The 21,850-nt window shown below is 73.8% G+C and carries 19 protein-coding genes; 9 read left to right on the forward strand and 10 right to left on the reverse strand.

The window, feature by feature from the left end:
• Positions 1-6: 6 nt before the first annotated feature.
• Complete coding sequence (locus tag ACQP0T_RS04325) at positions 7-1,494, reverse strand: ATP-dependent DNA ligase (protein WP_433871410.1); 1,488 nt, start codon at positions 1,492-1,494, stop codon at positions 7-9.
• Positions 1,495-1,555: 61 nt separating this feature from the next.
• Here ACQP0T_RS04325 and ACQP0T_RS04330 point away from each other — a divergent pair, with 61 nt between their 5' ends.
• Positions 1,556-2,008 (forward strand): DUF4442 domain-containing protein, encoded by a 453-nt coding sequence (locus ACQP0T_RS04330; RefSeq protein ID WP_433871411.1) that lies wholly within the window; start codon positions 1,556-1,558, stop codon positions 2,006-2,008.
• 136 nt (positions 2,009-2,144) lie between these two features.
• Here the strand turns inward: ACQP0T_RS04330 and ACQP0T_RS04335 are convergent, their stop codons facing one another.
• Positions 2,145-3,539, reverse strand: coding sequence for a class II fumarate hydratase (locus tag ACQP0T_RS04335; protein WP_433871412.1), 1,395 nt, complete (start codon positions 3,537-3,539; stop codon positions 2,145-2,147).
• A 221-nt stretch (positions 3,540-3,760) separates the two neighbouring features.
• Positions 3,761-4,534 carry a S1 family peptidase gene (locus ACQP0T_RS04340; protein WP_433871413.1) on the reverse strand — a complete coding sequence of 258 codons (774 nt, stop codon included), beginning with the start codon at positions 4,532-4,534 and terminating at the stop codon, positions 3,761-3,763.
• 175 nt (positions 4,535-4,709) lie between these two features.
• On the opposite strand from ACQP0T_RS04340, the gene ACQP0T_RS04345 reads away from it, so the two are divergent.
• Both ACQP0T_RS04345 and ACQP0T_RS04350 read left to right on the forward strand, forming a co-directional pair.
• Positions 4,710-5,684 (forward strand): NAD(P)/FAD-dependent oxidoreductase, encoded by a 975-nt coding sequence (locus ACQP0T_RS04345; protein ID WP_433871414.1) that lies wholly within the window; start codon positions 4,710-4,712, stop codon positions 5,682-5,684.
• Between the two features lie 410 nt (positions 5,685-6,094).
• On the forward strand, positions 6,095-7,180 hold the full coding sequence (locus ACQP0T_RS04350; RefSeq protein WP_433871415.1) for a GNAT family N-acetyltransferase: 1,086 nt from the start codon (positions 6,095-6,097) through the stop codon (positions 7,178-7,180).
• A gap of 281 nt (positions 7,181-7,461) precedes the next feature.
• Here the strand turns inward: ACQP0T_RS04350 and ACQP0T_RS04355 are convergent, their stop codons facing one another.
• Positions 7,462-8,208: a S1 family peptidase gene (locus tag ACQP0T_RS04355; RefSeq protein WP_433871416.1), complete on the reverse strand. Its 747-nt coding sequence runs from the start codon at positions 8,206-8,208 to the stop codon at positions 7,462-7,464.
• A 326-nt stretch (positions 8,209-8,534) separates the two neighbouring features.
• The gene (glpX, locus tag ACQP0T_RS04360) at positions 8,535-9,578 is read right to left on the reverse strand and encodes a class II fructose-bisphosphatase (RefSeq protein ID WP_433871417.1); all 1,044 of its coding nucleotides are present in this window, start codon (positions 9,576-9,578) and stop codon (positions 8,535-8,537) included.
• Positions 9,579-9,743: 165 nt separating this feature from the next.
• Between glpX and ACQP0T_RS04365 the strand changes: the two genes are divergently transcribed.
• Positions 9,744-10,337 (forward strand): DUF4245 domain-containing protein, encoded by a 594-nt coding sequence (locus tag ACQP0T_RS04365; RefSeq protein WP_433871418.1) that lies wholly within the window; start codon positions 9,744-9,746, stop codon positions 10,335-10,337.
• 16 nt (positions 10,338-10,353) lie between these two features.
• On the opposite strand, the gene ACQP0T_RS04370 is transcribed toward ACQP0T_RS04365, so the two are convergent.
• From ACQP0T_RS04370 to ACQP0T_RS04385, 4 genes are all read right to left on the reverse strand, one after another.
• The gene (locus tag ACQP0T_RS04370) at positions 10,354-10,596 is read right to left on the reverse strand and encodes an exodeoxyribonuclease VII small subunit (RefSeq protein ID WP_433873590.1); all 243 of its coding nucleotides are present in this window, start codon (positions 10,594-10,596) and stop codon (positions 10,354-10,356) included.
• Positions 10,597-10,637: 41 nt separating this feature from the next.
• Positions 10,638-11,081, reverse strand: a complete 444-nt coding sequence (locus ACQP0T_RS04375) for a hypothetical protein (RefSeq protein ID WP_433871419.1) — start codon at positions 11,079-11,081, stop codon at positions 10,638-10,640.
• Positions 11,082-11,211: 130 nt separating this feature from the next.
• Positions 11,212-12,441: an exodeoxyribonuclease VII large subunit gene (xseA, locus tag ACQP0T_RS04380; protein WP_433873592.1), complete on the reverse strand. Its 1,230-nt coding sequence runs from the start codon at positions 12,439-12,441 to the stop codon at positions 11,212-11,214.
• Positions 12,442-12,469: 28 nt separating this feature from the next.
• Positions 12,470-12,928 (reverse strand): lipid droplet-associated protein, encoded by a 459-nt coding sequence (locus tag ACQP0T_RS04385; protein ID WP_433871420.1) that lies wholly within the window; start codon positions 12,926-12,928, stop codon positions 12,470-12,472.
• A gap of 218 nt (positions 12,929-13,146) precedes the next feature.
• On the opposite strand from ACQP0T_RS04385, the gene ACQP0T_RS04390 reads away from it, so the two are divergent.
• Entirely contained in the window at positions 13,147-14,163 is a 1,017-nt protein-coding gene (locus ACQP0T_RS04390; protein WP_433871421.1) for a 4-hydroxy-3-methylbut-2-enyl diphosphate reductase, read from the forward strand.
• A 71-nt stretch (positions 14,164-14,234) separates the two neighbouring features.
• Here the strand turns inward: ACQP0T_RS04390 and ACQP0T_RS04395 are convergent, their stop codons facing one another.
• A complete protein-coding gene (locus tag ACQP0T_RS04395; protein ID WP_433871422.1) occupies positions 14,235-15,197 on the reverse strand; it encodes a DUF6542 domain-containing protein in 963 nt (320 codons plus the stop codon).
• Positions 15,198-15,428: 231 nt separating this feature from the next.
• Between ACQP0T_RS04395 and ACQP0T_RS04400 the strand changes: the two genes are divergently transcribed.
• From ACQP0T_RS04400 to ACQP0T_RS04415, 4 genes are all read left to right on the forward strand, one after another.
• Positions 15,429-16,994 carry a sugar ABC transporter ATP-binding protein gene (locus ACQP0T_RS04400; RefSeq protein ID WP_433871423.1) on the forward strand — a complete coding sequence of 522 codons (1,566 nt, stop codon included), beginning with the start codon at positions 15,429-15,431 and terminating at the stop codon, positions 16,992-16,994.
• On the forward strand, positions 16,991-18,019 hold the full coding sequence (locus tag ACQP0T_RS04405) for an ABC transporter permease (protein ID WP_433871424.1): 1,029 nt from the start codon (positions 16,991-16,993) through the stop codon (positions 18,017-18,019). Before ACQP0T_RS04400 ends, ACQP0T_RS04405 begins: the two co-directional genes overlap by 4 nt.
• A 20-nt stretch (positions 18,020-18,039) precedes the next feature.
• Entirely contained in the window at positions 18,040-19,044 is a 1,005-nt protein-coding gene (locus ACQP0T_RS04410; RefSeq protein ID WP_433871425.1) for a substrate-binding domain-containing protein, read from the forward strand.
• Positions 19,045-19,383: 339 nt separating this feature from the next.
• Positions 19,384-21,819, forward strand: coding sequence for a DUF2961 domain-containing protein (locus ACQP0T_RS04415; protein WP_433871426.1), 2,436 nt, complete (start codon positions 19,384-19,386; stop codon positions 21,817-21,819).
• The last annotated feature ends 31 nt before the right edge of the window (positions 21,820-21,850 follow it).

The raw sequence follows: 21,850 nt of genomic DNA on the forward strand, positions 1-21,850 counted from the left end.
AGGGTCTCACCCGCCGGGGAGCAGGGCGCGCACCGCCTCGATGAGGTCGGCGTCGGCCGGGTCCTTGTCCGGGCGGTACCGCAGCACCCGGGCGAAGCGCAGCGCGACGCCGCCCGGGTAGCGCGTGCTGGTCTGCACGCCGTCCAGCTCGATCTCCACGACCGGACCGGCGTCCAGCCGCACGCCCCACGGTTCCCGGGCGGTGGCGCGGCGCTGGAACTCCTCGGTCTGCCAGATCAGGAGCTCGTCGGTGAGGCCCTTGAACGTCTTGCCCACCATGACCGGCGGGCCGCCGTCGGGGTCGCGGGCGCCCAGGTGCAGGTTGGACAGCCAGCCGCGCCGCCGCCCGCTGCCCCACTCGGCGGCCAGCACGATGAGGTCCAGGGTGTGCTCGGGTTTGACCTTGCGCCACGACCGGCCGCGCCGCCCGGCGGCGTAGACCGAGTCCAGCGACTTGACCACGAGCCCTTCGTTCCCGGCGGCCAGCGCGTCGTCGAACAGGGCGGCGGCGCGCTCCGGGGTCGGCTCCGGCTCGGCGGGGACGCGGTGCCCGGCGGCGACCCGGTCGAGCGCGGCCAGCCGGTCCCGCAGCGGCCGGTCCAGCAGGTCCTCGCCGTCGAGGTGCAGGCAGTCGAAGAAGTACGGGTGCAGCGGACTCGGCTCGCGCGCCTGGAACGGGCGCGGGCGGCCCCGGTCGTCGAGCGCCAGCGCCTCGCCGTCGAGCACCACCCGGCGGCAGTCCATCGCGCGCACCAGTTCGACGAGCTCCGGGGTTCCCGCGGTGATGTCGCGCAGCGCGCGGGTGTAGACGCGGACCTCGTCGCCGTCGCGGTGCACCTGGATCCGGGCGCCGTCGAGCTTGTGCTCCACGGTGGCGGCACCGAGCTCGGCGAGCGCCTGGTCCAGCGTTCCGGCGGGGGAGGCCAGCATCGGGCGGATCGGGCGGCCGAGTTCGAGGTGGAAGCCGGACAGCGCGGCCTCGCCGCCGTGCAGCGCGGCGCGGGCGGTGTCCGGGAGCCGTCCGGAGAGCATGAAGGCGCGGCGCACGGACTCGGTGCGGACCTCGGCGGCGCGGGCGATGGCCTCGACCATGACGCCCTCCAGCGCGCCCTGGCGCAGCTCGCCGCCCAGCAGCCGGATCAGGAAGTCCTGCTCGGCGGGGGTGGCGCGGGCCAGCAGCGCGGTGAGCGCGGCCTGCCGCCTGCGCCCGGCCCCGCTGCCCGCGATGCGGCGGACCTCGTCGACGGCCTCGGTGACCTCGGTGATGCCGAGCGCGGGCCGTTCGGCGGGTGCGACGTCCAAGGCGGCGAGCGTCGACCAGCCGACCCCGGCCCGGCCGCCGGGCAGTTCCCCGGAGAGCATCGCGGTGGCGGGGGCGACCTCGGCCTCGTCGAGCCGGGCGAGCAGGGCGGCCAGCGCCGCGGTCTTGGCGGTGCGGGAACGCGTCCCGGTGACCTCGGCGGAGACCTCGACGACGGCGGCGAGCGGCACCATGTCCCCATGGTGGGCGATCCCACCTCCGAACCGCCGGTTACCGACGAGTAACCTGTGTCGCGTGGACGCGGAATTCGGCTGGGTGGCCGACGGGATGAAGCAGTTGGTGCCGTGGGTGGCCACGGCGGGGATCGAGTTCGTCTCGGTCGAGGCCGACCGGGTGGTGTGCTCGCTGCCCGACGTGCCCGAGCAGCGCAACCACGTCGGCGGACCGCACGCCGCGGTGATGTTCGGCCTCGCCGAGACGGCCTCCGGCGCGGTCGGGCTGGCCTCCTTCTCGGCGGTGCTGGACCGGACCACGCCGCTGGTGGTGGACGCCGAGGTGCACTACCGGGCGCTGGCGCTCGGCGCGCTGACCGCCGAGGCGGTGCTCGGGCGCGAGGCCGCGGCGGTGCTCGCCGAGCTCGACGCGGGCGAGCGCCCCGAGTTCCCGGTGCGCTGCACGATCCGCGACGAGCAGGACCAGGTCACCGGCGAGATGACGGTGCGCTGGACGCTCCGCCCCAAGCGCTGAGACCGGCCACCGGCACCCGCGGGGTGCCGAGTGAGGGGCACCTTCATCCGAGCGAGCCGGACGAAGGTGCCCCTCACGCACGATCACGACCAGCGGGACGGGTGCTGGTCGGGCGTGCCGGTCACCGCCGCGCCGGTCACTTCGCCCGGGCCATCCCGAGCAGGTCGAGGGCCTCGTCGAGCTGTTCGAGGGTGAGCTTGCCGTGCTCGACGTGGCCGCGCTCCAGCACCACCTCGCGGATGGTCCGGCGCTCCTTGAGGGCCTGCTTGGCGATCGCGGCGGCTTCCTCGTAGCCGATGTAGCGGTTCAGCGGGGTCACGATCGACGGGGAGCCCTCGGCGTACTCCCGCGCCCGGTCGACGTTCACCTGCACGCCCGCGAAGACCTTGTCGGCCAGCTGGCGGGACACCGCGGCCAGCAGCCGGGTCGACTCCAGCACGTTGCGGGCGATCACCGGCAGCATCACGTTGAGCTGGAAGTTGCCCTGCGACCCGGCGAAGGCCACCGCCGCGTCGTTGCCGATCACCTGGGCGACGACCTGCAGCGTCGCCTCCGGGATCACCGGGTTGACCTTGCCCGGCATGATCGACGAACCCGGCTGGAGGTCCGGCAGCGCCAGCTCGGCCAGCCCGGTGCGCGGACCGGAGCCCAGCCAGCGCACGTCGTTGGCGATCTTGCTCAGGCTGACCGCCACGGTGCGCAGGTTGCCGGAGGTCTCCACCACCGAGTCCTGCGCCGCCTGCGCCTCGAAGTGGTCGCGGGCCTCGCTCAGCGGCAGCCCGGTGACCTTCGCCAGCTCCTCGGCGACCGCCGCGCCGAAGCCCTCGGGGGCGTTGAGGCCGGAGCCGACCGCGGTGCCGCCGATCGGCAGCTCGCCGAGCCGGCCCAGGCCGCCGCGCAGCCGCTCGACGCCGAAGCGGATCTGCGACGCCCACGCCCCGGCCTCCTGGGCCAGCGTGATCGGCACCGCGTCCATCAGGTGCGTGCGGCCGGACTTGACCACCTCGGTCCACTCGGCGGCGCGGGCCTCGACGGTGTCCGCGAGGTGCTCCAGCGCCGGGACCAGGTCCTCCAGCACGGCCTCGGTGGCCGCGACGTGGATCGTGGTCGGGAAGGTGTCGTTGGACGACTGGGAGGCGTTGACGTCGTCGTTGGGGTGGACGTCGCGGCCGAGGCCGCGCGTGGCCAGGGTGGCGATGACCTCGTTGGCGTTCATGTTCGACGAGGTGCCCGAACCGGTCTGGAAGACGTCGATCGGGAAGTGCTCGTCGTGCTCACCCCGGGCGACCTGGTCGGCGGCTTCGGCGATGGCCTCGGCGACGTCGGCGTCCAGGATGCCCAGCCGACCGTTGACCCGAGCCGTCGCGGCCTTGAGCAGGCCCAGCGCGCGGATCTGCGCCCGCTCCAGCCCGCGCCCGGAGATCGGGAAGTTCTCCACCGCCCGTTGGGTCTGCGCGCGGTAAAGGGCGTGGGCGGGCACCTCGACCTCGCCCATCGTGTCGTGTTCGATCCGGTAGTCCTGTTCAGCCATGGCAGAAGTGTCCCGCTTCGGCGGTGGGCGGGTCAGTATGGGCCGCCCCACTCGTCGGGTGCTGGATCGATGAAGACCGCTGCCGCGTGGCGGAATCCCAGCGGTTGCGGGAGCTGCTCGGCGATGCAGGTGCCCGGCGTCGCGGCTGCCCGGGCACCGGATCCGAAAAGACGCGCGGCCGCCCCGCTCGCGGGGAGCGGGGCGGCCGCGTCGACGCGGGGTCAGCCCGTGTGCTGCTGGATCCAGTCGGCGTAGGCGGTGGCGTCGGTGTAGATTGACGGTGCCGTGCCGCAGGCCGGGACCAGGCTGCCGAGCCTGCTGGTGACGCCGGTCAGCCGCCAGTCGCCCGGAGTGCCCTCCAACTGCGGGCCGCCGGAGTCGCCGAAGCAGGCGTTGGCCAGCAGCCCGCCGCCGGTGCAGATCTCGGTGCCGCCGTCGACGAAGCCCAGCGTGCACATGCTGTCCGGGACCACCTGGGTGTCGAGCTCCTGGAGCTGCACCGGAGGTTGCCCGCAACCGCGCACCGGGCAGGTCAGGCCCCAGCCGATGATCCGCGAGGCGGTGCCCGGCTCACCCGAGGTCTCGGCGAGCTCGATCGGCTCGTTCGGCACGGCCCGGTCCAGCTCCAGCAGCGCGATGTCGCCGCTCGGGGCGCCGGTGGCGTAGTCCGGGTGGACGACCACGGTGGCCACCCCCGCCTCGGTGCCGCCGGTGGTGTGGTCCGGGCTGCCGATGCGCAGGCCGAGCGCGGCCGGGTCGGCTCCGTCCACGCAGTGCGCGGCGGTCAGCACCCAGCGCTCGTCGATCAGCGAGCCGCCGCAGCTGTGCTGCCCGGAGCGCTGCAAGGAGGCCATCCAGTCGTACTGCTCGGTGGCGTCGTGGCCGCCGACGATGAGCGCGCCCGGGTCGTCGGCGGCCTGGGCCGCCCCCGTCGTCGCGGTCGCGCCGAGCAGCAGCGCCGCGGCGGCGCCGACGATCGCGGCTCGTGTTCTCACTGCATCCCCTCTCCCCGAACTGCGTTGCGGCGACGGTAGGAGCGCCCATCGGGGACCGGTACCGCCGTCTGCGGAGGCGGACTGGGTGAACCGGCGCAGCGTTCGGGCGATTCGCGGCCGGTTCGCCCGACTAGCCTGGTATGCGTCCACGGGCGCCGAGACGAGGTGGTGGACGATGACGTCGCACGAGGTGGACCTGCTGATCGTGGGGGCCGGGCCGACCGGGCTGTTCGCCGCCTACTACGCGGGATTCCGGGGGATGTCGGTCGCCGTCGTCGACGCGCTGCCCGAACCCGGCGGGCAGATCACCGCGATGTACCCGGAGAAGATGATCCTCGACGTCGCGGGATTCCCCGCCGTGCGCGGCCGGGACCTGGTGGGCGGGCTGGTGGAGCAGGCGGAGCGCTACGAGCCGCACTACCTGCTCGGCCGCGCCGCGGCGGATCTGTCCGAACAGGACGGCGGCTTCCGGGTCGGGATCGGCGCGGCGGAATCGGTGCGCTGCCGGGCGGTCCTGGTGACCGCGGGGATCGGGGAGTTCACCCCGCGACCGCTGCCCGCGGGCGCGGAATGGCTCGATCGGGGAGTGGTGCACTTCATCCCGGAGCTGTCCGTCCACAGCGGTCAGGACGTGGTGGTGGTCGGCGGCGGGGACTCGGCGTTCGACTGGGCCGTCGCCCTGCACCCGGTGGCGCGCAGCGTGACCCTGGTGCACCGGCGCTCGCGGTTCCGGGCGCACGCCGGGCTGGTGTCCGAAGTGGCCGGTTTGGGCGTGCCGTTGATCACGCCCGCCAAGGTCGTCGAGGTCCGCGGCGACGAGCGCGGCGTGCGGGAGGTGGAGATCGAGGTCGACGAGCAGCGGCGGGTGCTGCCCGCGCAGGCGGTGGTGGCCGCGCTCGGCTTCACCGCCGACCTCGGGCCGATCGAGGACTGGGGCCTCGGCGTGGCGAAGCGGTCGATCCCGGTGGACAGCACGATGCGCACCGGCCGTCCCGGCGTGTACGCCGCGGGCGACGTGGCGTCCTACCCGGGGAAGGTGAAGCTGATCGCGACCGGGTTCGGCGAGGCTGCCACGGCGGTGAACAACATCGCCGTCGCGCTCGACCCCGGCGCCCACCTGTTCCCCGGCCACTCCTCCGACGCGGGCTGACCCGGCGGCAGGTCCCCGGGGAAAAAACCGCGCGACCCGGCCGCGGCGCCGGTGCTAGCCTGGCCGGGCGCCTCACGTCGGGGCGCGATGTGCTGCGGAGGTGGGCTGATGACTGCGCGGAGTGCCGCCGTGCTCGGCGACCGTTTCGTCCCCACCTGCCCGGCCCTGGTCTGACCCGGCACCGCCGCGCGCGGTGCTCCCCTCGGCTGATCAGGGCCCTCACCTCGAAGGGTGACCTCCTCAGCGATGACCGACGATGTCCTCGAATCCCTCTTCGCGCTCGGCCGCGACCTGCCCAGGCAGGGGCCCGGCTCCGACGCGACCACCCGGCGGCTGCTGGAGCTGGCCGGACCGATCCCGGCGCGCCCGCGCGCGCTCGACCTCGGCTGCGGCCCGGCCGGGCGTCGCTGGTGCTCGCCGACGCCGGGGCCGACGTGCTGGCCCTCGACGTGCACCGGCCGTTCCTCGACCGGCTCGCCGAGGCCGCCGCGGCGCGCGGCCTGCCGGTCCGCACCACCTGCCGCAGCATGGCGGACCTGCCCCACCCGGACGCCTCCTTCGACCTGCTGTGGGCGGAGGGGTCGGCTTACCTGATCGGGTTCGCCGAGGCCCTGCGGCAGTGGCGCCGGCTGCTCGCCCCGGGCGGCGCGCTGGTCGTCACCGAGGCGGAGTGGGCCGTCGCCGAGCCCTCGGCGGCGGCGCGGGAGTTCTGGGCGCAGCACGGCGGGCTGCGCACCGCGGCCGGGACGGTCGCGGCGGCGCGGACCGCGGGCTACGACGTGGAAGCCGTGCTGCCGCTGCCCGACCGCGACTGGTTCGACGAGTACTACGGACCGCTCGCCGAGCGGGTCGGGAGCGCGGACCTGGACCGCCCCGGGATGCCGGAGGCGGTGGCGCGCACCAGCGCCGAGATCCGGCTCCGGCGCGAACACCCGGAGGACTACCGCTACACCGGGTACGTGCTCCGCCCGACCTCGCCGCGGCCCGGTCCGCCGTGGACGGCGCGGGCAGAGGTCGACGCCGACCGGCCGCGGGTCCGGGCGGTGAACCTCACCGCGTTCCCCGGGGCGGCGGAGGCCGACCTGGTGGACGCGCTGCGCGCCGATCCGGACGCCTGGATCCCCGGGCTGTCCTGGGTGGCGACCTCGGCCGACGGCCGGATCGCCGGGCACGCGCTGCTGACCCGGTGCCAGGTCGGCGGGGCGCCCGCGCTGGCGCTCGCACCGTGCGCGGTGCGGCCGGAGGACCAGCGGCGGGGTGCCGGGTCGGCGGCGATCCGCGGGGCGCTGGACGCCGCCCGGCAGCTCGGCGAGAACCTCGTCGTCGTCCTCGGGCACGCCGACTACTACCCGCGGTTCGGGTTCACCCCGGCCGCCGGGTTCGGCATCCGGGCCGGGTTCGAGGTGCCGGCGGAGAACCTGATGGCGCTGGCCCTGGACCCGTCGCGCCCGGTGCCGACCGGCACGATCCGCTACCCGGCGGCCTTCGGCGTCTGACGCCTCGGGGCCGCTTGCGCCGATGGCCCGCGTGGCGGTGCGGGGTAGCGGAACCTCAGCGGCCTTCTCGCTGCGCCGATCGCCTCCTGACGTACCCGCCGTGGCGTCGGCGCTGTCCTCGCGAGGGCACCGCTGAGCGGTCACGTCCGAGCACGGGCTGCGGTGCCGGTCCGTGCCCCACCGCATGCGGCTCCGCCGCATCCGGAAAGGACCCCGAAGTGAGTGAGGGGCCCCTTGCCCAAGTGGGACAAGGTGCCCCTCACTCACCACACGACCGGGGGTCAGGCGGCGGTGCGGATCCAGTCGGCGTAGGCGACGACGTCGGCGTAGATCGACGGACCGGTGGCGCAGGTCGGGTTCTCGTTGCCCGCGCGGCTCGTCGCGCCGATCAGCTCCCAGTTCCCCGGGGTGCCCTTGATCTGCGGGCCGCCGGAGTCGCCGTAGCAGGCGCCGGAGTCGCCGCCGGGGTTGTCGGTGCAGATCTCGTTGGCCCCGTCGATGCCGAGGCAGTCGGCGTCGGGGACGACCTGGGTGTCGAGTTCCTGCAGCGTGCGCGGGGCGGGACCGCAGCCGGGCTCGGCGCAGGTCTGGCCCCAGCCGATGATCCGGGTCGCGGTTCCGGGGTCGCCGGAGTCGTCGGCGATCGGGATCGGGGTGGCCGACACCGGGCGGTCCAGGGTCAGCACGGCGATGTCGCCGGTCGGGTGGGTCCGGATCGAGGCGACCCCGGCCTCTTCGCCGCCCGAGGTGTGGTCGTTGCTGCCGACCCGGACGGTGTACCCGGAGCCGCCGACGCAGTGCGCGGCGGTGACCACGCGGTCCGCGGCGATGAGCGAGCCGCCGCAGGCGTGCTGCCCCTGCTGCTGCAGCGACACCACGAACGAGTACTCCTCGGTGGCGTCGTGGCCGCCGACGATGAGCGGGCTCACCTCGGGCGGGGGCGCCGCGACCGCCGGGGCGGCGAGGCCGGGCAGGACGAACGCGCCGACCGCCGCGGCCGTCGCGAGCAGAACCGATCGCTTCCGCACGTCGAACTCCCTCCGTGTGGGTCGGCTCCGACGGCCGACCGGTACGGAAGGTAACGGCGATCACTCGAAAGGCGTACCCACGAAAGCATGAGCACGAAGGCGGTGCGCACCACGCCGGGCGGAAAACCCCAGCGCGCTGGGGCGTTCCGGCCGTGCCACCGGTTTTTCCCGGAATTCCCCCGCGAACCCGGCGACCCCGCCCCGGTCCGCCCCGCGCAACAGCACCCGGATGGGTGCGGAGTGAGGGGCACCTTCATCCGGCTATGTCGGATGAAGGTGCCCCTCACCAGGCGAAAGCTCACCTGGACGGGAGTCTGGCGGTGGGGTCAGGGGAGCAGGCCGTGGCGGGGGCTGTCCGGCTCGCCGAAGTCCACATCGGAGTACTCGCGCAGCTTGGCCAGCCGGTGCGAGCCGTCGACCACCCGGACCGTGCCCGACTTCGACCGCATCACGATGGACTGCGTCGAGCACCGGTTCGCCCGGTAGTGCACGCCCTTGAGCAGCGCGCCGTCGGTGATGCCGGTGGCGCAGAAGAAGACGTTGTCCCCGCGCACCAGGTCGCCGGTGGTGAGCACCTGCGCCGGGTCGTGCCCCGCCTCGCGCAGCCGGGCGCGCTCCTCGTCGTCGCGCGGCCACAGCCGGGTCTGGATCTCGCCGTCCAGGCACTTCATCGCGCAGGCGGTGATGATCCCTTCCGGGGTGCCGCCGATGCCCAGCAGCATGTCGACGCCGCTGCTCGGGCGGGCCGCGGCGATGGCGCCCGCGACGTCGCCGTCCGAGATGAACTGGATCCGGGCGCCGGCCTCGCGCACCTCGGTGACGATCCGCTCGTGGCGCGGCCGGTCCAGGATGCACACCGTCACGTCCGAGACGTCGATCCGCTTGGCCCGGGCGACCCGGCGGATGTTCTCGGCGATCGGGGCGTCGAGGTCCACGCTGCCCGCCGCCTCCGGGCCGACGGCCATCTTCTCCATGTAGAACACCGCGGACGGGTCGAACATGGTGCCCCGCTCGGCCACCGCGAGCACCGCCAGCGAGTTCGGCATCCCCTTGCTCAGCAACGTGGTCCCGTCGATCGGGTCCACCGCCACGTCGACCTCGGGACCCTCGCCGTTGCCCACCTCCTCGCCGTTGTAGAGCATCGGCGCCTCGTCCTTCTCGCCCTCGCCGATGACCACCACGCCGCGCATCGAGACGCTGCCGATCAGCCTGCGCATGGCGTCCACCGCGGCCCCGTCGCCGGAGTTCTTGTCGCCGCGCCCGACCCAGCGCCCGGCGGCCATCGCCGCCGCTTCGGTCACCCGGACGAGTTCCATCGCGAGGTTGCGGTCCGGCGCCTCGTGCTGCTGGTCGGTGGTGGACGTGCTCATCGCGCCTCCCGGTAGTGGGCCTCGTCGCCCGAGTCCGGCGGAGCGGGTCCGCGCTCGGGCTCGTCGGCCCGATCTTCGCATCCCGGCGGTGCGTTCGGCGGTCCCACGTGGGGCAGCCCACTGCACCCCGGCCGCCCGCGCCGCTCTCCCGGTGCTGGTGAGAGCATGGGAGTCGTGGCCGAACCGCGCAACCAGCTACCGGAACAGCTCCGCAAGCGGACCCCGTCGGCGATGGTGTTCGCCATCCTGCCGATGGTGCTGGTCGCCCTCGGTGCGGCCGGGCTCATCTCGCAGTGGTCGTTCAGCCCCGGCGGGCCCTCGGTGGACGGTGCCTCGGTGCCGACCGTCGACGTGGCCGCCGAACTCGACCAGGCGGCCGATCGCGCCGGGTTCCCGGTCGTGGATCCCGCGCTGCCGCCCGAATGGCGGGCGAACTCGGCGAACGTGACGACGCTGGCGTCCAAGGCCCAGGTCGTGCGGGTCGGCTGGTTGACCGGCGAGGCGCACTACCTGCGGCTGGCCCAGTCCACCGCCGCCGAGGCGGAGCTGGTCGCCGCCGAGACCCGGCGGCAGCCCGCGGCGCAGGGCGTCGTGCGGGCCGCCGGGCTGGACTGGGTGGTCTACCGCAGCGTGCGCGACGAGCAGGCGTGGGTCGGCGAGCGGGCCGGCGTCCGGCTGCTGATCACCGGCAACGGCACCGAGGCGGAGTTCCGCACGCTCGCCGAGGCCGCCGTCGCCGCGCCCCTGGTCCGGCCGTAGGGAGCGGCCGGGAACCTCAGTCGCCGTCGGTTTCCCCGTCCTCGTCGTCGTCCTCGACGGCGGCCAGCGCGCGCTCGACGCGTTCCCGGGCCCCGGCGAGGTGGCCCTCGCAGACCGCCGCGAGCGCTTCGCCGCGTTCCCACAGCGCCAGCGAGTCCTCCAGCGACAACCCGCCCGCTTCGAGCCGCTTGACCACCGAGGCCAGCTCGTCGCGGGCCTGCTCGTAGCCGAGCTCGGCCACGTCGGGGTGGTCGGCCACCGGGTCGAAGTGCTCGTCGGAACCGGTCCGGTCGCTCGTGGTCACGGGGTGGGACTCTCCAGCCGTTCTCGTTCGGGAGCACTGCGCACCGACACCACGGCGGTCGCCAGCGCCTGGTCGTAGCCGACGAACGCCTCGGCGAACTCGGCACCGTCGCCCTCGCGCACCGCGTCGTTGATGCGGAGCTGGGCTTCGGTGACCCTACGCCGGTGCGCCGACCCGCCGCCGAGCCACCAGGTGCGGCCGGTGTAGCAGGAGGCGGCCTCGGCCAGCGCCCGCAGCCGGGACGGCAGCTCCGCGCGCTCGGCCGGGTGGCAGCCGCCGAGCAGCGCGGCCCAGCAGCCCGCCGCGGCGGTGTCGGCGGCCTCGGCGCACCGCCGGACCTCACCCGCGCGAACGCGTCCGGGATCCTCGGGCGCGGACGCCGCCGTCCGCGACACGCCGATCGTCAGCGGGAGGAACGCGGGTTCCGGCGTCGGGTGCACTGCCTCAGTCCTTTCGGGAAGCGGCGGAGCCGCTCGCGGTGGGCGCTCGGCTGCACCGCCGCCGGGGTCGTCGCCTCGCGAGGGCGCCGGAGCGTCCGAGGTACCCGCGCATCCGCTACCGGGGCGGTCCTCAGTCCTCGTCGGCCTGCCCGGGGACGACCACGTGGACGGCGCCGTCGGCGACCCGCACCCGCAGCCGGGTGCCCGGGGGCGCGTCGTCGACCGACCGGAGCACGCCGTCCACCCCGTCGACGCGCTGCACGATCGCGTAGCCACGGGCCAGCGTGGCCGCCGGGCCCAAGGTCGTCAAGCGCGATCTGGTCGCGGCCAGGGATTGCTGTTCGGCGGTGAGCACCGCGGTGATCGCCCGGCGGGACCGGTCGCGGAGCAGTTCGACCTGCTCAGCGCGCTGGTCCAGGGGGCCGTGCGGGTCGGCGAGGACGGGCCTGCTGCGCAGCGCGTCGAGCAGCCTGCGCTCCCGGTCCACCCAGCCGTGCAGGGCCCGCCGCGCCCGGTCCCGGAGCTGGTGGACGCGCTGGGTCTCCTCGGCCACGTCCGGCACGATCCGCTTGCCCGCCCCGGTGGGCGTCGAGCAGCGCACGTCGGCCACGTGGTCGACGACCGGGCTGTCCGGTTCGTGGCCGATGGCGCTGACCACCGGCGTCCGGCAGCGCGACACCGCCCGGCACAGCGCCTCGTCGGAGAACGGCAGCAGGTCCTCGACGCTGCCGCCGCCGCGCGCGAGGACGATCACGTCGACCTCGGGGGCGCGGTCCAGCTCGTCGAGCGCGCTGAGGATCTGCGGCACCGCGGAGGCGCCCTGCACGGCGACGTTGCGCACCTCGAACCGGACCGCGGGCCAGCGCAGCCGCGCGTTGGTCAGCACGTCGTGCTCGGCGGCCGAGGCCCGCCCGGTGATCAGCCCCACCCGGTTCGGCAGGAACGGCAGCGGGCGCTTGCGCGCGGCGTCGAACAGCCCTTCGGCGGCGAGCAGCTTGCGGAGCCGCTCGATCCGGGCCAGCAGCTCGCCGATGCCCACCGCGCGGATCTCGTCGACGCGCAGGCTCAGCGTGCCCCGGTTGACGAAGTACGAGAACTTGCCGTGCACCACGACCCGGCTGCCGTCGGCCAGCGGCGGGTCCATCCGGCGCAGCATCGCCGCCGAGCAGGTTAGCGTCAGCGACACGTCGGCGGAGGGATCGCGCAGGGTGAGGAAGGCGGTGGCGGCGCCGGGGCGCAGCGAGATCTGGGTGATCTGGCCCTCCACCCACAGCGCGCCGAGCCGGTTGATCCACTCGGCGATCTTGCGCGCGACCGTGCGTACCGGCCACGGCTCCTCGGGGCTGGTGGGGGAACTCAGCTCGACTCCTCGATTCGGTCCGGCGGGATCACCGCGAGCGTAGGCGCTCCAGCCGGTTGGACAGCATCCGGACGAACTCGGGGCGCCGGCCGTGCGCCTGCTCGTGGGCGAGCAGCCGCTCCAGCTCGTCGGGGCCGAAGGCGCGCAGCTTGCCCCGGAGCTGGGGCAGCGTGAGGTTGTCGTACTCCGGCAGCACGTCGAGTTCCGAGGAGAGCACCTCGGGCTCCTCCGCCGGCTCCTCGGTCTCGTCCTCGTCGAAGGTCGCCCAGGACGGCTGTTCCTCGGCGCGCCGGAACCCGGCCAGCGCGGTGTCGCCCTTGATCGCGAGCTCGGTCACCTGCTGCTGGACCCGCATCGAGAGCTGGAGCGCCTCGCTGGCCATCGTGACGGGCAGTCCGACCAGGTGCCCGGGCAGGGCGCGGGCCTGCTCGACCGCAGTGGCCGCGACACCGGCGGCGACCCGGAGCGGGAGGGGGAGCGATCGCATGGACCCAGCCTGCCGCACGCGGGGGCCACCTGCCCAGGGCGTGTCCGGAAGCAGCCCGGCCGTCCGGGCTGGGGAAGTCTTCCCGCCGTCCGGGTGAACCGGCGGTGACCCCCGGTCGACGGGGGCCGACCGCTGCGCGGCGACCAGTGCTGACGTGCTGCGGGACCGCCGGGACGCCTGGGCTGACCGGAACCGGCGTGGTCCGTACCCTGGATGCCATGACGACCTCGCCCCAGGCCACCGACGCCGATCAGGGAACCCAGCCGACCAAGCGGGTCCTGCTGGCCAAGCCGCGCGGGTACTGCGCTGGTGTCGATCGCGCGGTGATCACCGTGGAGAAGGCCCTGGAGACCTACGGCGCACCGATCTACGTGCGCAAGGAGATCGTGCACAACAAGCACGTCGTCGAGACGCTGCGCGAGCGCGGCGTGATCTTCGTCGACGAGACCGACGAGGTGCCGGAAGGCGCGATGGTCGTCTTCTCCGCGCACGGGGTGTCGCCCGCGGTGCACGAGGAGGCGAAGCGGCGCAACCTGCGCACCATCGACGCGACCTGCCCGCTGGTGACCAAGGTCCACAAGGAGGTCAACCGGTTCGCCCGGGACGACTACGACATCCTGCTGATCGGCCACGAGGGGCACGAGGAGGTCGAGGGCACCGCGGGCGAGGCGCCGGAGCGGGTGCAGCTCGTCGACAAGCCCGAGGACGTCGACAAGGTCGAGATCCGCGACCCGAACAAGGTCGTGTGGCTGTCCCAGACCACGCTCAGCGTGGACGAGACGATGGAGCGGGTGGACCAGCTCAAGGGCCGGTTCCCGGACTTGCAGGCGCCGCCCAGCGACGACATCTGCTACGCCACCTCGAACCGGCAGGACGCGGTCAAGGCGATGGCCGCCGAGTGCGACCTGGTGATCGTGGTCGGCTCGCAGAACTCGTCGAACTCCAAGCGGCTGGTCGAGGTGGCGCTGCAGGCCGGCGCGACGGCCTCGTACCTGGTCGACTACGCCGACCAGGTCGACCCGGCGTGGCTCGACGGCGTCGGCACCGTCGGGGTGACCAGCGGTGCGTCGGTGCCGGACGTGCTGGTGTTCCAGGTGCTCGACTTCCTCGCCGAGCGCGGTTGGGAGCACGTGGACGAGGTCACCACGGCCAACGAGAAGGTCACCTTCGCGCTGCCCCGCGAGCTGCGCAAGGACCTGGACGAGAACCCGCGCAACCCCAAGGGCGTGCGCTGACGCCGAACTCGCCGCGAGACGTCGACGGCCCCGCGACCAGCTGCGGTCGCGGGGCCGTTCGTCGTCTCGGGTCAGCCTTGCGGGCCGTCGCGGCGCGGTCGGCGGGGCTGGCGCGGGTCCGATTCGGGCGGGCGGGGGCGGCCGGGCGTCTGCCTCGGCGCCGCGCCGCGACCCGGGGCGGGCCTGCCGCGCTCGGGCTGGGGGCGCTCGGGACGACCGCGTTCCGGTTGCGCGCGCTCCGGCTTGCCGCGCTCGGGCTGCCCGCGACCGGGCTGGGCGCGGCGCGGGCGCTCCTCGGCGGCGCGGGACTCGCCGCGCGAGCGCCCCTGCGGGGAGCGCCCGCGCTCGGCCTCGGCCGGGCGGGCGCGTTCCCGGGAGGACCGGTCCGGCTTGGCGGCGCGCTCGCCTTTGGCCGACCGCTCGCCCCGCTGCGGGCGTTCGGCGCGGGCCTTGGCGGGTCGGGCGTCCGGGTCGCGCCGGCGCGGGCGTTCCTCGCCGCTGTCGTCGCGGCGCTTCGCGGGCTTGCGCCGCTTCTTGGTCTCCGCGTCGCTTTCGGCGATCTCGGCGGGTTCGCGCGCGGATTCCCGCTCTGTAACGAACATGCGAACGAGTCCGATACCCAGGGCGATGGCGGTGGTGCTGGCCATGATCGGGAAACTGCTGATGAGCGGGTTCACCACGGCCAGCGCCATCCCGGCCAGCCCGCCGCCTCCGCCCGAGCCGACCAGCAGCATGACGATCGGCATCACCAGCACGAGCACCAGCGGCGCCTGCACCATCGGCCCGAACACGCCCCGGCGCCGCACCATCGCGACCGCGGCGAGGCTCCCCACGACGAACAGGGTGTTGAACAGCAGCCCGGGCTTGGACCAGATCAGGACGTCCAGCAGCGTCCCGAGGGCGGTCGCTCCGACGGGGACGAGCACGGCCCCCCACAGCGGCAATCCTCTGGTGCCGAAGGCGGAGCGTGCCGACCAGCGGGGCGCACCGTGGCCGGGGTGAGGGGCGCTTCGGCTCTCGCGGGTAGCGGTCACAGGTTCCCACGGTAACGGTCTGGACCGGAGGCCGAGCCACCTCTCCGGAACTTCGGCGTCCGGAGCGGGTGAATTCCGGGCACTTCGGGCGACGGCGGATCGCCCCTTCGATTGGTGCGGCCGACCGGATGCCGCTTCACTGGAGCCCGGGATGTGAGCCTTGACACAGGACGGCCACCCGTCCTAGCGTCCGGGCAATCGTTTTCTCGCGGCAGCGGGACGGGAGGCCTGATGAGCGCACTGGTCGAGATGGGCGGCATCACCAAGCGCTACGGCGGCGTCCTGGCCTGCGACGACGTGGACCTCTCGGTGGCGGCCGGCGAGGTGCACGCGCTGCTCGGCGAGAACGGCGCGGGCAAGTCGACCCTGATGAAGGTCCTTTCGGGGGACGTCACCGACCATTCCGGGACGATCACCGTCGACGGCCGCCCGGTCTCCTTCGCCAAGCCGGTCGACGCGCAGCGCGCCGGGATCGCGATGATCCACCAGGAGCTCGACCTCGTCCCCGGGCTCACCGTCGCCGAGAACCTCTACCTCGGCCGCGAGCCGCGCACCGGCTACGGGGTGGTGGACCGCAGGCGGATGGCCGCGCGCACCCGGGAGCTGCTGCGGCGCACCGGCATCGACATCGACCCGCAGCGCCCGGTCGGCGGCCTGCGCGTCGGCGAGCAGCAGCTGGTCACCATCGCCCGCGCGCTCGCCCTGGACGCCCGGGTGCTCATCATGGACGAGCCGACCTCCGCGCTGTCCAACGCCGAGGTGACCCGGTTGTTCGGGGTGATCGCCGAACTGCGGCGCGCGGGCACCGGCATCGTCTACATCTCGCACCGGATGGACGAGATCGGCCGGGTCGCCGACCGCGCCACGGTGCTGCGCAACGGCCGGGTGGTCGCCGAGTTCGCCGCCCGGGAGCTGACCGCCGCCCAGGCCGCCGAGGCGATGGTCGGGCGCTCGGTGCCCGCCCTGCTGGCGGCCGAGCACCCGGAGCCGGGGCCGGAGCTGCTGGCGCTGGCCGGGTTCGGGATCACCCCGCGCCGCCCGCGGGTCGGCCGCCGCGAACCGGCGGCGGTCGACCTGACCGTGCGCGCCGGGGAGATCGTCGGGCTCTGCGGCCTGCTCGGCAGCGGGCGCACCGAGCTGCTCGAAGCGCTGTTCGGCGCCGGTCCGCCCGGGCGGTGGCACGGGACGGCGACCCTGTCGGGACGTCCGGTGCGGTCTGGGGGTCCGCGCCGGGCGTTGCGCCAGGGCATCGCCTTCGTCCCCGAGGACCGCCGGACCTCCGGGCTGGTGCTGGGCCATTCGGTGCGGGCCAACGCGGTGCTGTCGATCCTCGGCGAGCTGGGGATGGCCGGGCTGGTCCGGCGCCGCGCCGAGGTGGACGCCACCGAGCGGACCGTGCGGCGGCTCAAGGTCAAGCTCGGCCACATCGCCGATCCGGTGGGCACGCTGTCCGGCGGGAACCAGCAGAAGGTCGTGTTCGGCCGGATGCTGCTCACCGAACCCGGGCTGCTGCTGCTCGACGATCCGACGCGCGGCGTGGACATCGGTGCCAAGGCGGAGATCTACGAGCTGCTCCGGGAGATCGCGGCGCGCGGCATCGGCGTGCTGCTGGCGTCCTCCGAGCTGCCCGAGCTCGTCGGCCTCTGCCGGCGCGTGGTGGTGCTGCGCGCCGGGCGCAGCGTCGCGGAGTTCGACACCGCCGAGGTCGGCGAGGCCGACCTGCTGGCGGCGGCGATGGGGGAGCCGGTGCACCCGGACGATCCGGGCCCGGTGGTCGGGAGCGGAGGTGCGCCATGAGCGACGTCGTCGAAGAACCCCGCACCGGGGGCCCACCGAGGCGGCCGGGCGTCGCCGAGACGCTGTTCCGGTTCCAGAGCTTCTTCGGGCTGGTGGCGGTCTTCCTGGCCGCGATCGTGTTCTCGCCGCGCGGCGACGAGGGGCAGATCCTGTTCCTCACCGGCGACAACCTGTTCAACATCGTGCGCGCGGTCTCGGAGATCGGGATCATCGCGATCGGCCTGACCTTCGTGATCCTGATCGGCGGCATCGACCTGTCGGTGGGCTCGGTGCTCGGGCTGGCCGCGGTCGGCTCGGCGGTGCTCATGGTCCACGACGGCGTCGGCGTGTTCGGCGCGGTGGTCCTGGTGCTGGCGGTCGGGATCGTGTTCGGGCTGTTGCAGGGCACCGCGGTCGCGCTGCTGGGGGTGCAGGCGTTCATCGTCACGCTGGCCGGGCTGCAGATCGCCCGGGGGCTGGCCCGGATGTGGTCCGGCGGCGAGACGGTGCAGATCTCCTACGGCGAAGGGCCGGGGCAGGCGCCGATGCTGTTCTCGCTGCTGGGCGAGCGCACCTTCGGCGGGGTGGTGCCGATCCCGGCGCTGATCTTCCTGGCCGTCGCGGTGGCCGCGGTGCTGTTCCTGCGGGGCAGCGCGTTCTCCCGGCACCTGTACGCCATCGGCGGCAACGAGAAGGCGGCGCGGCTGTCCGGCGTGCCGGTGAACCGGACGAAGATCATCGCGTTCGGCATCGCCGGGTTCTGCGCCGCGCTGGCGGGGATCGTGCACGCCGGGCAGCTCAACGCGGGCAGCCCCAACGACGGGATCGCCTACGAACTCGACGGCATCGCCGCCGTCGTGGTCGGCGGGACGAGCCTGGCGGGCGGCCGGGGATCGGTGATCGGCACCATCGCCGGGGCGCTGCTGCTGGGCATCCTCAACAACATCCTGAGCCTCAACAGCGTGAACACCGATCTGCAACTGCTCATCAAGGGGCTGGTGATCGTCGCGGCGGCGGCGCTGCAGCGGTTGCGGCCCGCGCCGTAGCGACTGGGAAGGGATGCACCATGCGCAAGACGACGAGGTCATTGTTCGCCATCGGGTGCGCCGTCGCGGCTCTCGGCGCGGCCGGGTGCGGCACGACCAGCGAGAACACCGGGCAGGCGCAGCCGCAGGACCAGTCCGCGCACTGCGGGGGTCCGGACCGGCAGTACACCATCGGCATGAGCCAGGCCAACCTCGCCGAGCCGTACCGGGTGCGGATGGACGAGGACATCCGGAAGGCGGCGGCGGAGGTCCCGCAGTTCGAAGTGGAATTCGCCGACGCGGCCAAGGACAACTCCAAGCAGGTCACGGACGTGGAGAACTTCCTGACCAAGCAGGTGGACCTGCTGATGATCTCGCCCAACGAGGCCGCGCCGCTGACCGATGTGGTCACCAAGGCATACAACCGGGGCGTGCCGGTGATCCTGCTGGACCGCAAGATCGAAGGTGACGCCTACACCACCTACATCGGAGCCGACAACGTCGCGATCGGCAGGCAGGCCGGTGAGCACTTCGCCCGGACGTTGCTGCCGGAAGGCGGGAAGATCCTCGAAATCCAGGGACTTTCCGGATCCACTCCGGCCAAGGAGCGCGCCGACGGCTTCCGGCAGGGAATCCAGGGCTCGGGAATCGAGATCGTCGCCACCGCGGACGGGGAGTGGGAGCGCTCGGTGGCGCAGGAGAAGGCGGACGCGCTGCTGAAGTCCCACCCCGACGTGCGCGCGGTGTACGCGCACAACGACCCGATGGCCGAAGGTGCCTTCCTGGCGGCGCAGGCGGCGGGCCGCGACGACCTGATGTTCGTCGGCATCGACGGGTTGCCGATCCCCTCCGGCGGCATCAAGGCCGTGGAGGCCGGCCGGCTGGACGCGACGAACCTGTACCCGACCGGCGGCGAGGAAGCGGTCGCCGCCGCGAAGGCGCTGCTGATCGACTGCACCGAGGTGCCCAAGACGCAGACCCTGCCGACCGAGCTGATCACGAAGGACAACGCCGCGGCGGTCTACGCCCGGCTGAACGAGGGCTGATCCGGCCGTCGACGCGGGCGGCCCCGGCATTCCGGCCGGGGCCGCCCGCACCGCTGCGCGCGACTAATCCGAAGTGGACTCGAGTGCCACCGCAACGCCACCTGGATGGGGGTAGTCGAGGCCGGGAATTTCGGTGACCATCTGATCAGGTGAACCCGTCAAATCGCACGACACGCCCGAACGACTCGGAGTGCCGACTCTTCACATTTTCGCCTGCGAACATCGAGTCGGTTTCTCCACGCGATGTGATCGCGAAATCGGAATTGTAATCGTGAACCGCTGTCGGAATGAATTCCCCGACCGCAGCGGCAAGTGGTGTGCGCAGGGAGGCGAGCATCGATGCTCAGGAATGGTGATCGGCGCGGTCCATCGCACCGGAGACGCCGAATTCCGTGGCGCCGGTTCGGCGCGGGAGCGGGGGTCGCGGCGCTCGCCGTCGGCCTCATCGCCGCGGGTCCGGCCCACGGGCAGCAGCCCGCCGAACCGCCGGGCGGCGCCGCGGCCGAACGCGCCCGCGGCCCCGTCGGCTGGGAGACCTACCGGGACCTCGACGGACTGGCCCGGTCGCGCACCGGTGAGGAGTCGTTGCAGTTCTCCAGCTACGACCGCACCGGCGGCAACGACGACGGCTTCAACGGCACCTACTCGTGCCTGCGGCAGTCCGGCCAGGGCTGCGTGATCGCCGAGCACACCGGGGCCGGGGAGATCTCGTCGATCTGGTTCACCCGCGAACCGCTCGGCGACGTCACCGCGACCGGCAACATCATCATCGAGCTGGACGGCCGGGTCGTGCTGGACGCACCGCTGGTCGACGTGGTCAGCGGTCGGCTCGGGGCGCCGTTCGCCTGGCCGCTGGTCGGCAACGCCGACGACACCGCGGGCGGCGCGGTGATCAAGGTGCCGATGCCCTACCGCGAGTCCATGCGGGTGACCGTGCAGAACAACCCGTACTTCTACCACGTCGGCTACCGGACCTTCCCGGACGCCAGCGGCGTGCAGACCTTCGACCCGGGCGATCCGGCCCGCGACGTGCTCGACCGGCTGCGCGCCTTCGGCGTCTCGGACCCGAAGCCGGCGGCCCCGGGGTCCGTGCCGGTCCGGCGCGACTTCGACCTCGCGCCCGGTGCCTCGACCACCGTCGCCGAGCTGACCGGGCCCGCCGCGATCGACCAGCTTCGGGTGCGGCTCCCGCAGGTGGTGGCCAGCCCGCAGGTCGTCGACGACGGCTACGCCTACGGTCCCGGTGGCGGCAGCTCGTTCCGGATGCGGGTGGACCCGGCCAACGACGGCATCCGGCTGATCCGCCGCTTCGACCCGCAGGTCGCCAACCAGGTCGCGGACGTGCGGGTGGACGGCGTGCACGTCGGCCAGTGGCGCAGCGGCGCGGCGGCCCCGGGCCGCTGGGGCGTGGAGATCATCGAGGTGCCCGGCACGATCACCGCGGGCAAGTCCGAGGTGACCATCGACAACCGGTTCGTCTCGGCGGCGGTGGACGTCAACGAGTTCCGCTACGACGTGCACAGCCGGGTCGGCGGCGAGTGGGAGCGCACCGACGTGCTCGACCTCGGCCCCTCGCACCCCGGTGAGCAGGCCGCGCACGGCTACCGGATCGACAACCGGGTGTTCGAGCGCACCAAGCTGATCGGGCGCTACCCGACCGCGCAGCGCGACGTCACCGCCTCCGACGCGGTGCTCGAAGGCGCCCGGCTGCGGATCAGCTTCGACGGCCGCACGACCGTGGACGCGCCGATCGGAGAGTTCTTCGGCTCCGGGCTCGGCGAGCACGACGTGCGCAGCCTGATGAGCTCGATCGACCCCGGCATGGACGGCTGGTACACCTCCTGGTGGCCGATGCCGTTCCGCCAGGGCGCGACCGTCGAGATCGTCAACGGCAGCGACGTCCCGATCCAGGGCGCCACCGTCGAGGTCACCAGCGCGCCGACGCAGGTCGGCCCGGACACCGGCTACTTCCACGCCACGCACCACCACGGCCGGACCGTGCCCGGGCAGGACTGGAACTTCCTGGACGCCACCGGGGCGGGCACCTTCTACGGGGTCACGCACAGCATGCGCGGGCTGATCCCGCCGAACGCCACTCCCCAGACGAGCCGGCCGCTGTCGGACGAGCGGCCCGGCACGCTCGCGCAGCCCCGCGCCGCCAACCAGCGCAACTACCTGGAGGGCGACGAGCGGTTCTACGTCGACGGCGCGTCCGAGCCGGCCTGGCACGGCACCGGTACCGAGGACTTCTACGAGTCGGGCTGGTACTTCCGGTTCGGCACCACGTTCTCGATGCCGCTGATCGGCAACCCGTCGCACGAGATGGCCAACGACGGCTGCCAGTACGACTGCACCGGCACCTACCGACTGCTGATCAACGACGCCGTGCCGTTCCGCACCGCGCTGCGGGCGGGCATCGAGCACGGGCCGGGCAACGACGAGCCGGGGATCTACAGCTCCACGGCCTACTGGTACGGCGGGTTCCCGGCGCAGCGGGTGCCGGACCCCGCCCCGCCCGCACCGGAGTCGCCGATCCCGCCGCAGGCCCCGTCGGAGCAGGTGCCGACCGAGCAGCGCCCGTCGGAGCAGGTGCCGTCGGTGCCGGTGCCATCGGGCCAGGTCCCGTCGGAGCAGGGGGCCTCGACCGAGCGGCCGGCGGCCGAGCCGCAGTCCGGTACCGCGCCGACCCCGGGCCCGGGGCCCCAGGTGCCGGAGGACGCCGACCGGTGGATGCCGGAGGCGATCCGCGAGCAGCTCGGGTGGCGCGATCGCTGACCGCTTGATCGCGGGGGTGGGTGCCGACCGG

Origin of the sequence: Saccharopolyspora sp. CA-218241, from assembly GCF_050954615.1 — a bacterium.
Lineage (GTDB): Bacteria > Actinomycetota > Actinomycetes > Mycobacteriales > Pseudonocardiaceae > Saccharopolyspora > Saccharopolyspora cebuensis.

Coding starts and splice junctions, on each gene's coding strand:
- ACQP0T_RS04390 (WP_433871421.1), top strand. CDS start 13,147: ATGACGACCTCGCCCCAGGCCACCGACGCCGATCAGGGAACCCAGCCG.
- ACQP0T_RS04325 (WP_433871410.1), bottom strand. CDS start 1,494: ATGGTGCCGCTCGCCGCCGTCGTCGAGGTCTCCGCCGAGGTCACCGGG.
- ACQP0T_RS04405 (WP_433871424.1), top strand. CDS start 16,991: ATGAGCGACGTCGTCGAAGAACCCCGCACCGGGGGCCCACCGAGGCGG.
- ACQP0T_RS04385 (WP_433871420.1), bottom strand. CDS start 12,928: ATGCGATCGCTCCCCCTCCCGCTCCGGGTCGCCGCCGGTGTCGCGGCC.
- ACQP0T_RS04365 (WP_433871418.1), top strand. CDS start 9,744: ATGGGAGTCGTGGCCGAACCGCGCAACCAGCTACCGGAACAGCTCCGC.
- ACQP0T_RS04415 (WP_433871426.1), top strand. CDS start 19,384: ATGCTCAGGAATGGTGATCGGCGCGGTCCATCGCACCGGAGACGCCGA.
- ACQP0T_RS04335 (WP_433871412.1), bottom strand. CDS start 3,539: ATGGCTGAACAGGACTACCGGATCGAACACGACACGATGGGCGAGGTC.
- ACQP0T_RS04345 (WP_433871414.1), top strand. CDS start 4,710: ATGACGTCGCACGAGGTGGACCTGCTGATCGTGGGGGCCGGGCCGACC.
- ACQP0T_RS04410 (WP_433871425.1), top strand. CDS start 18,040: ATGCGCAAGACGACGAGGTCATTGTTCGCCATCGGGTGCGCCGTCGCG.
- ACQP0T_RS04400 (WP_433871423.1), top strand. CDS start 15,429: ATGAGCGCACTGGTCGAGATGGGCGGCATCACCAAGCGCTACGGCGGC.
- glpX (WP_433871417.1), bottom strand. CDS start 9,578: ATGAGCACGTCCACCACCGACCAGCAGCACGAGGCGCCGGACCGCAAC.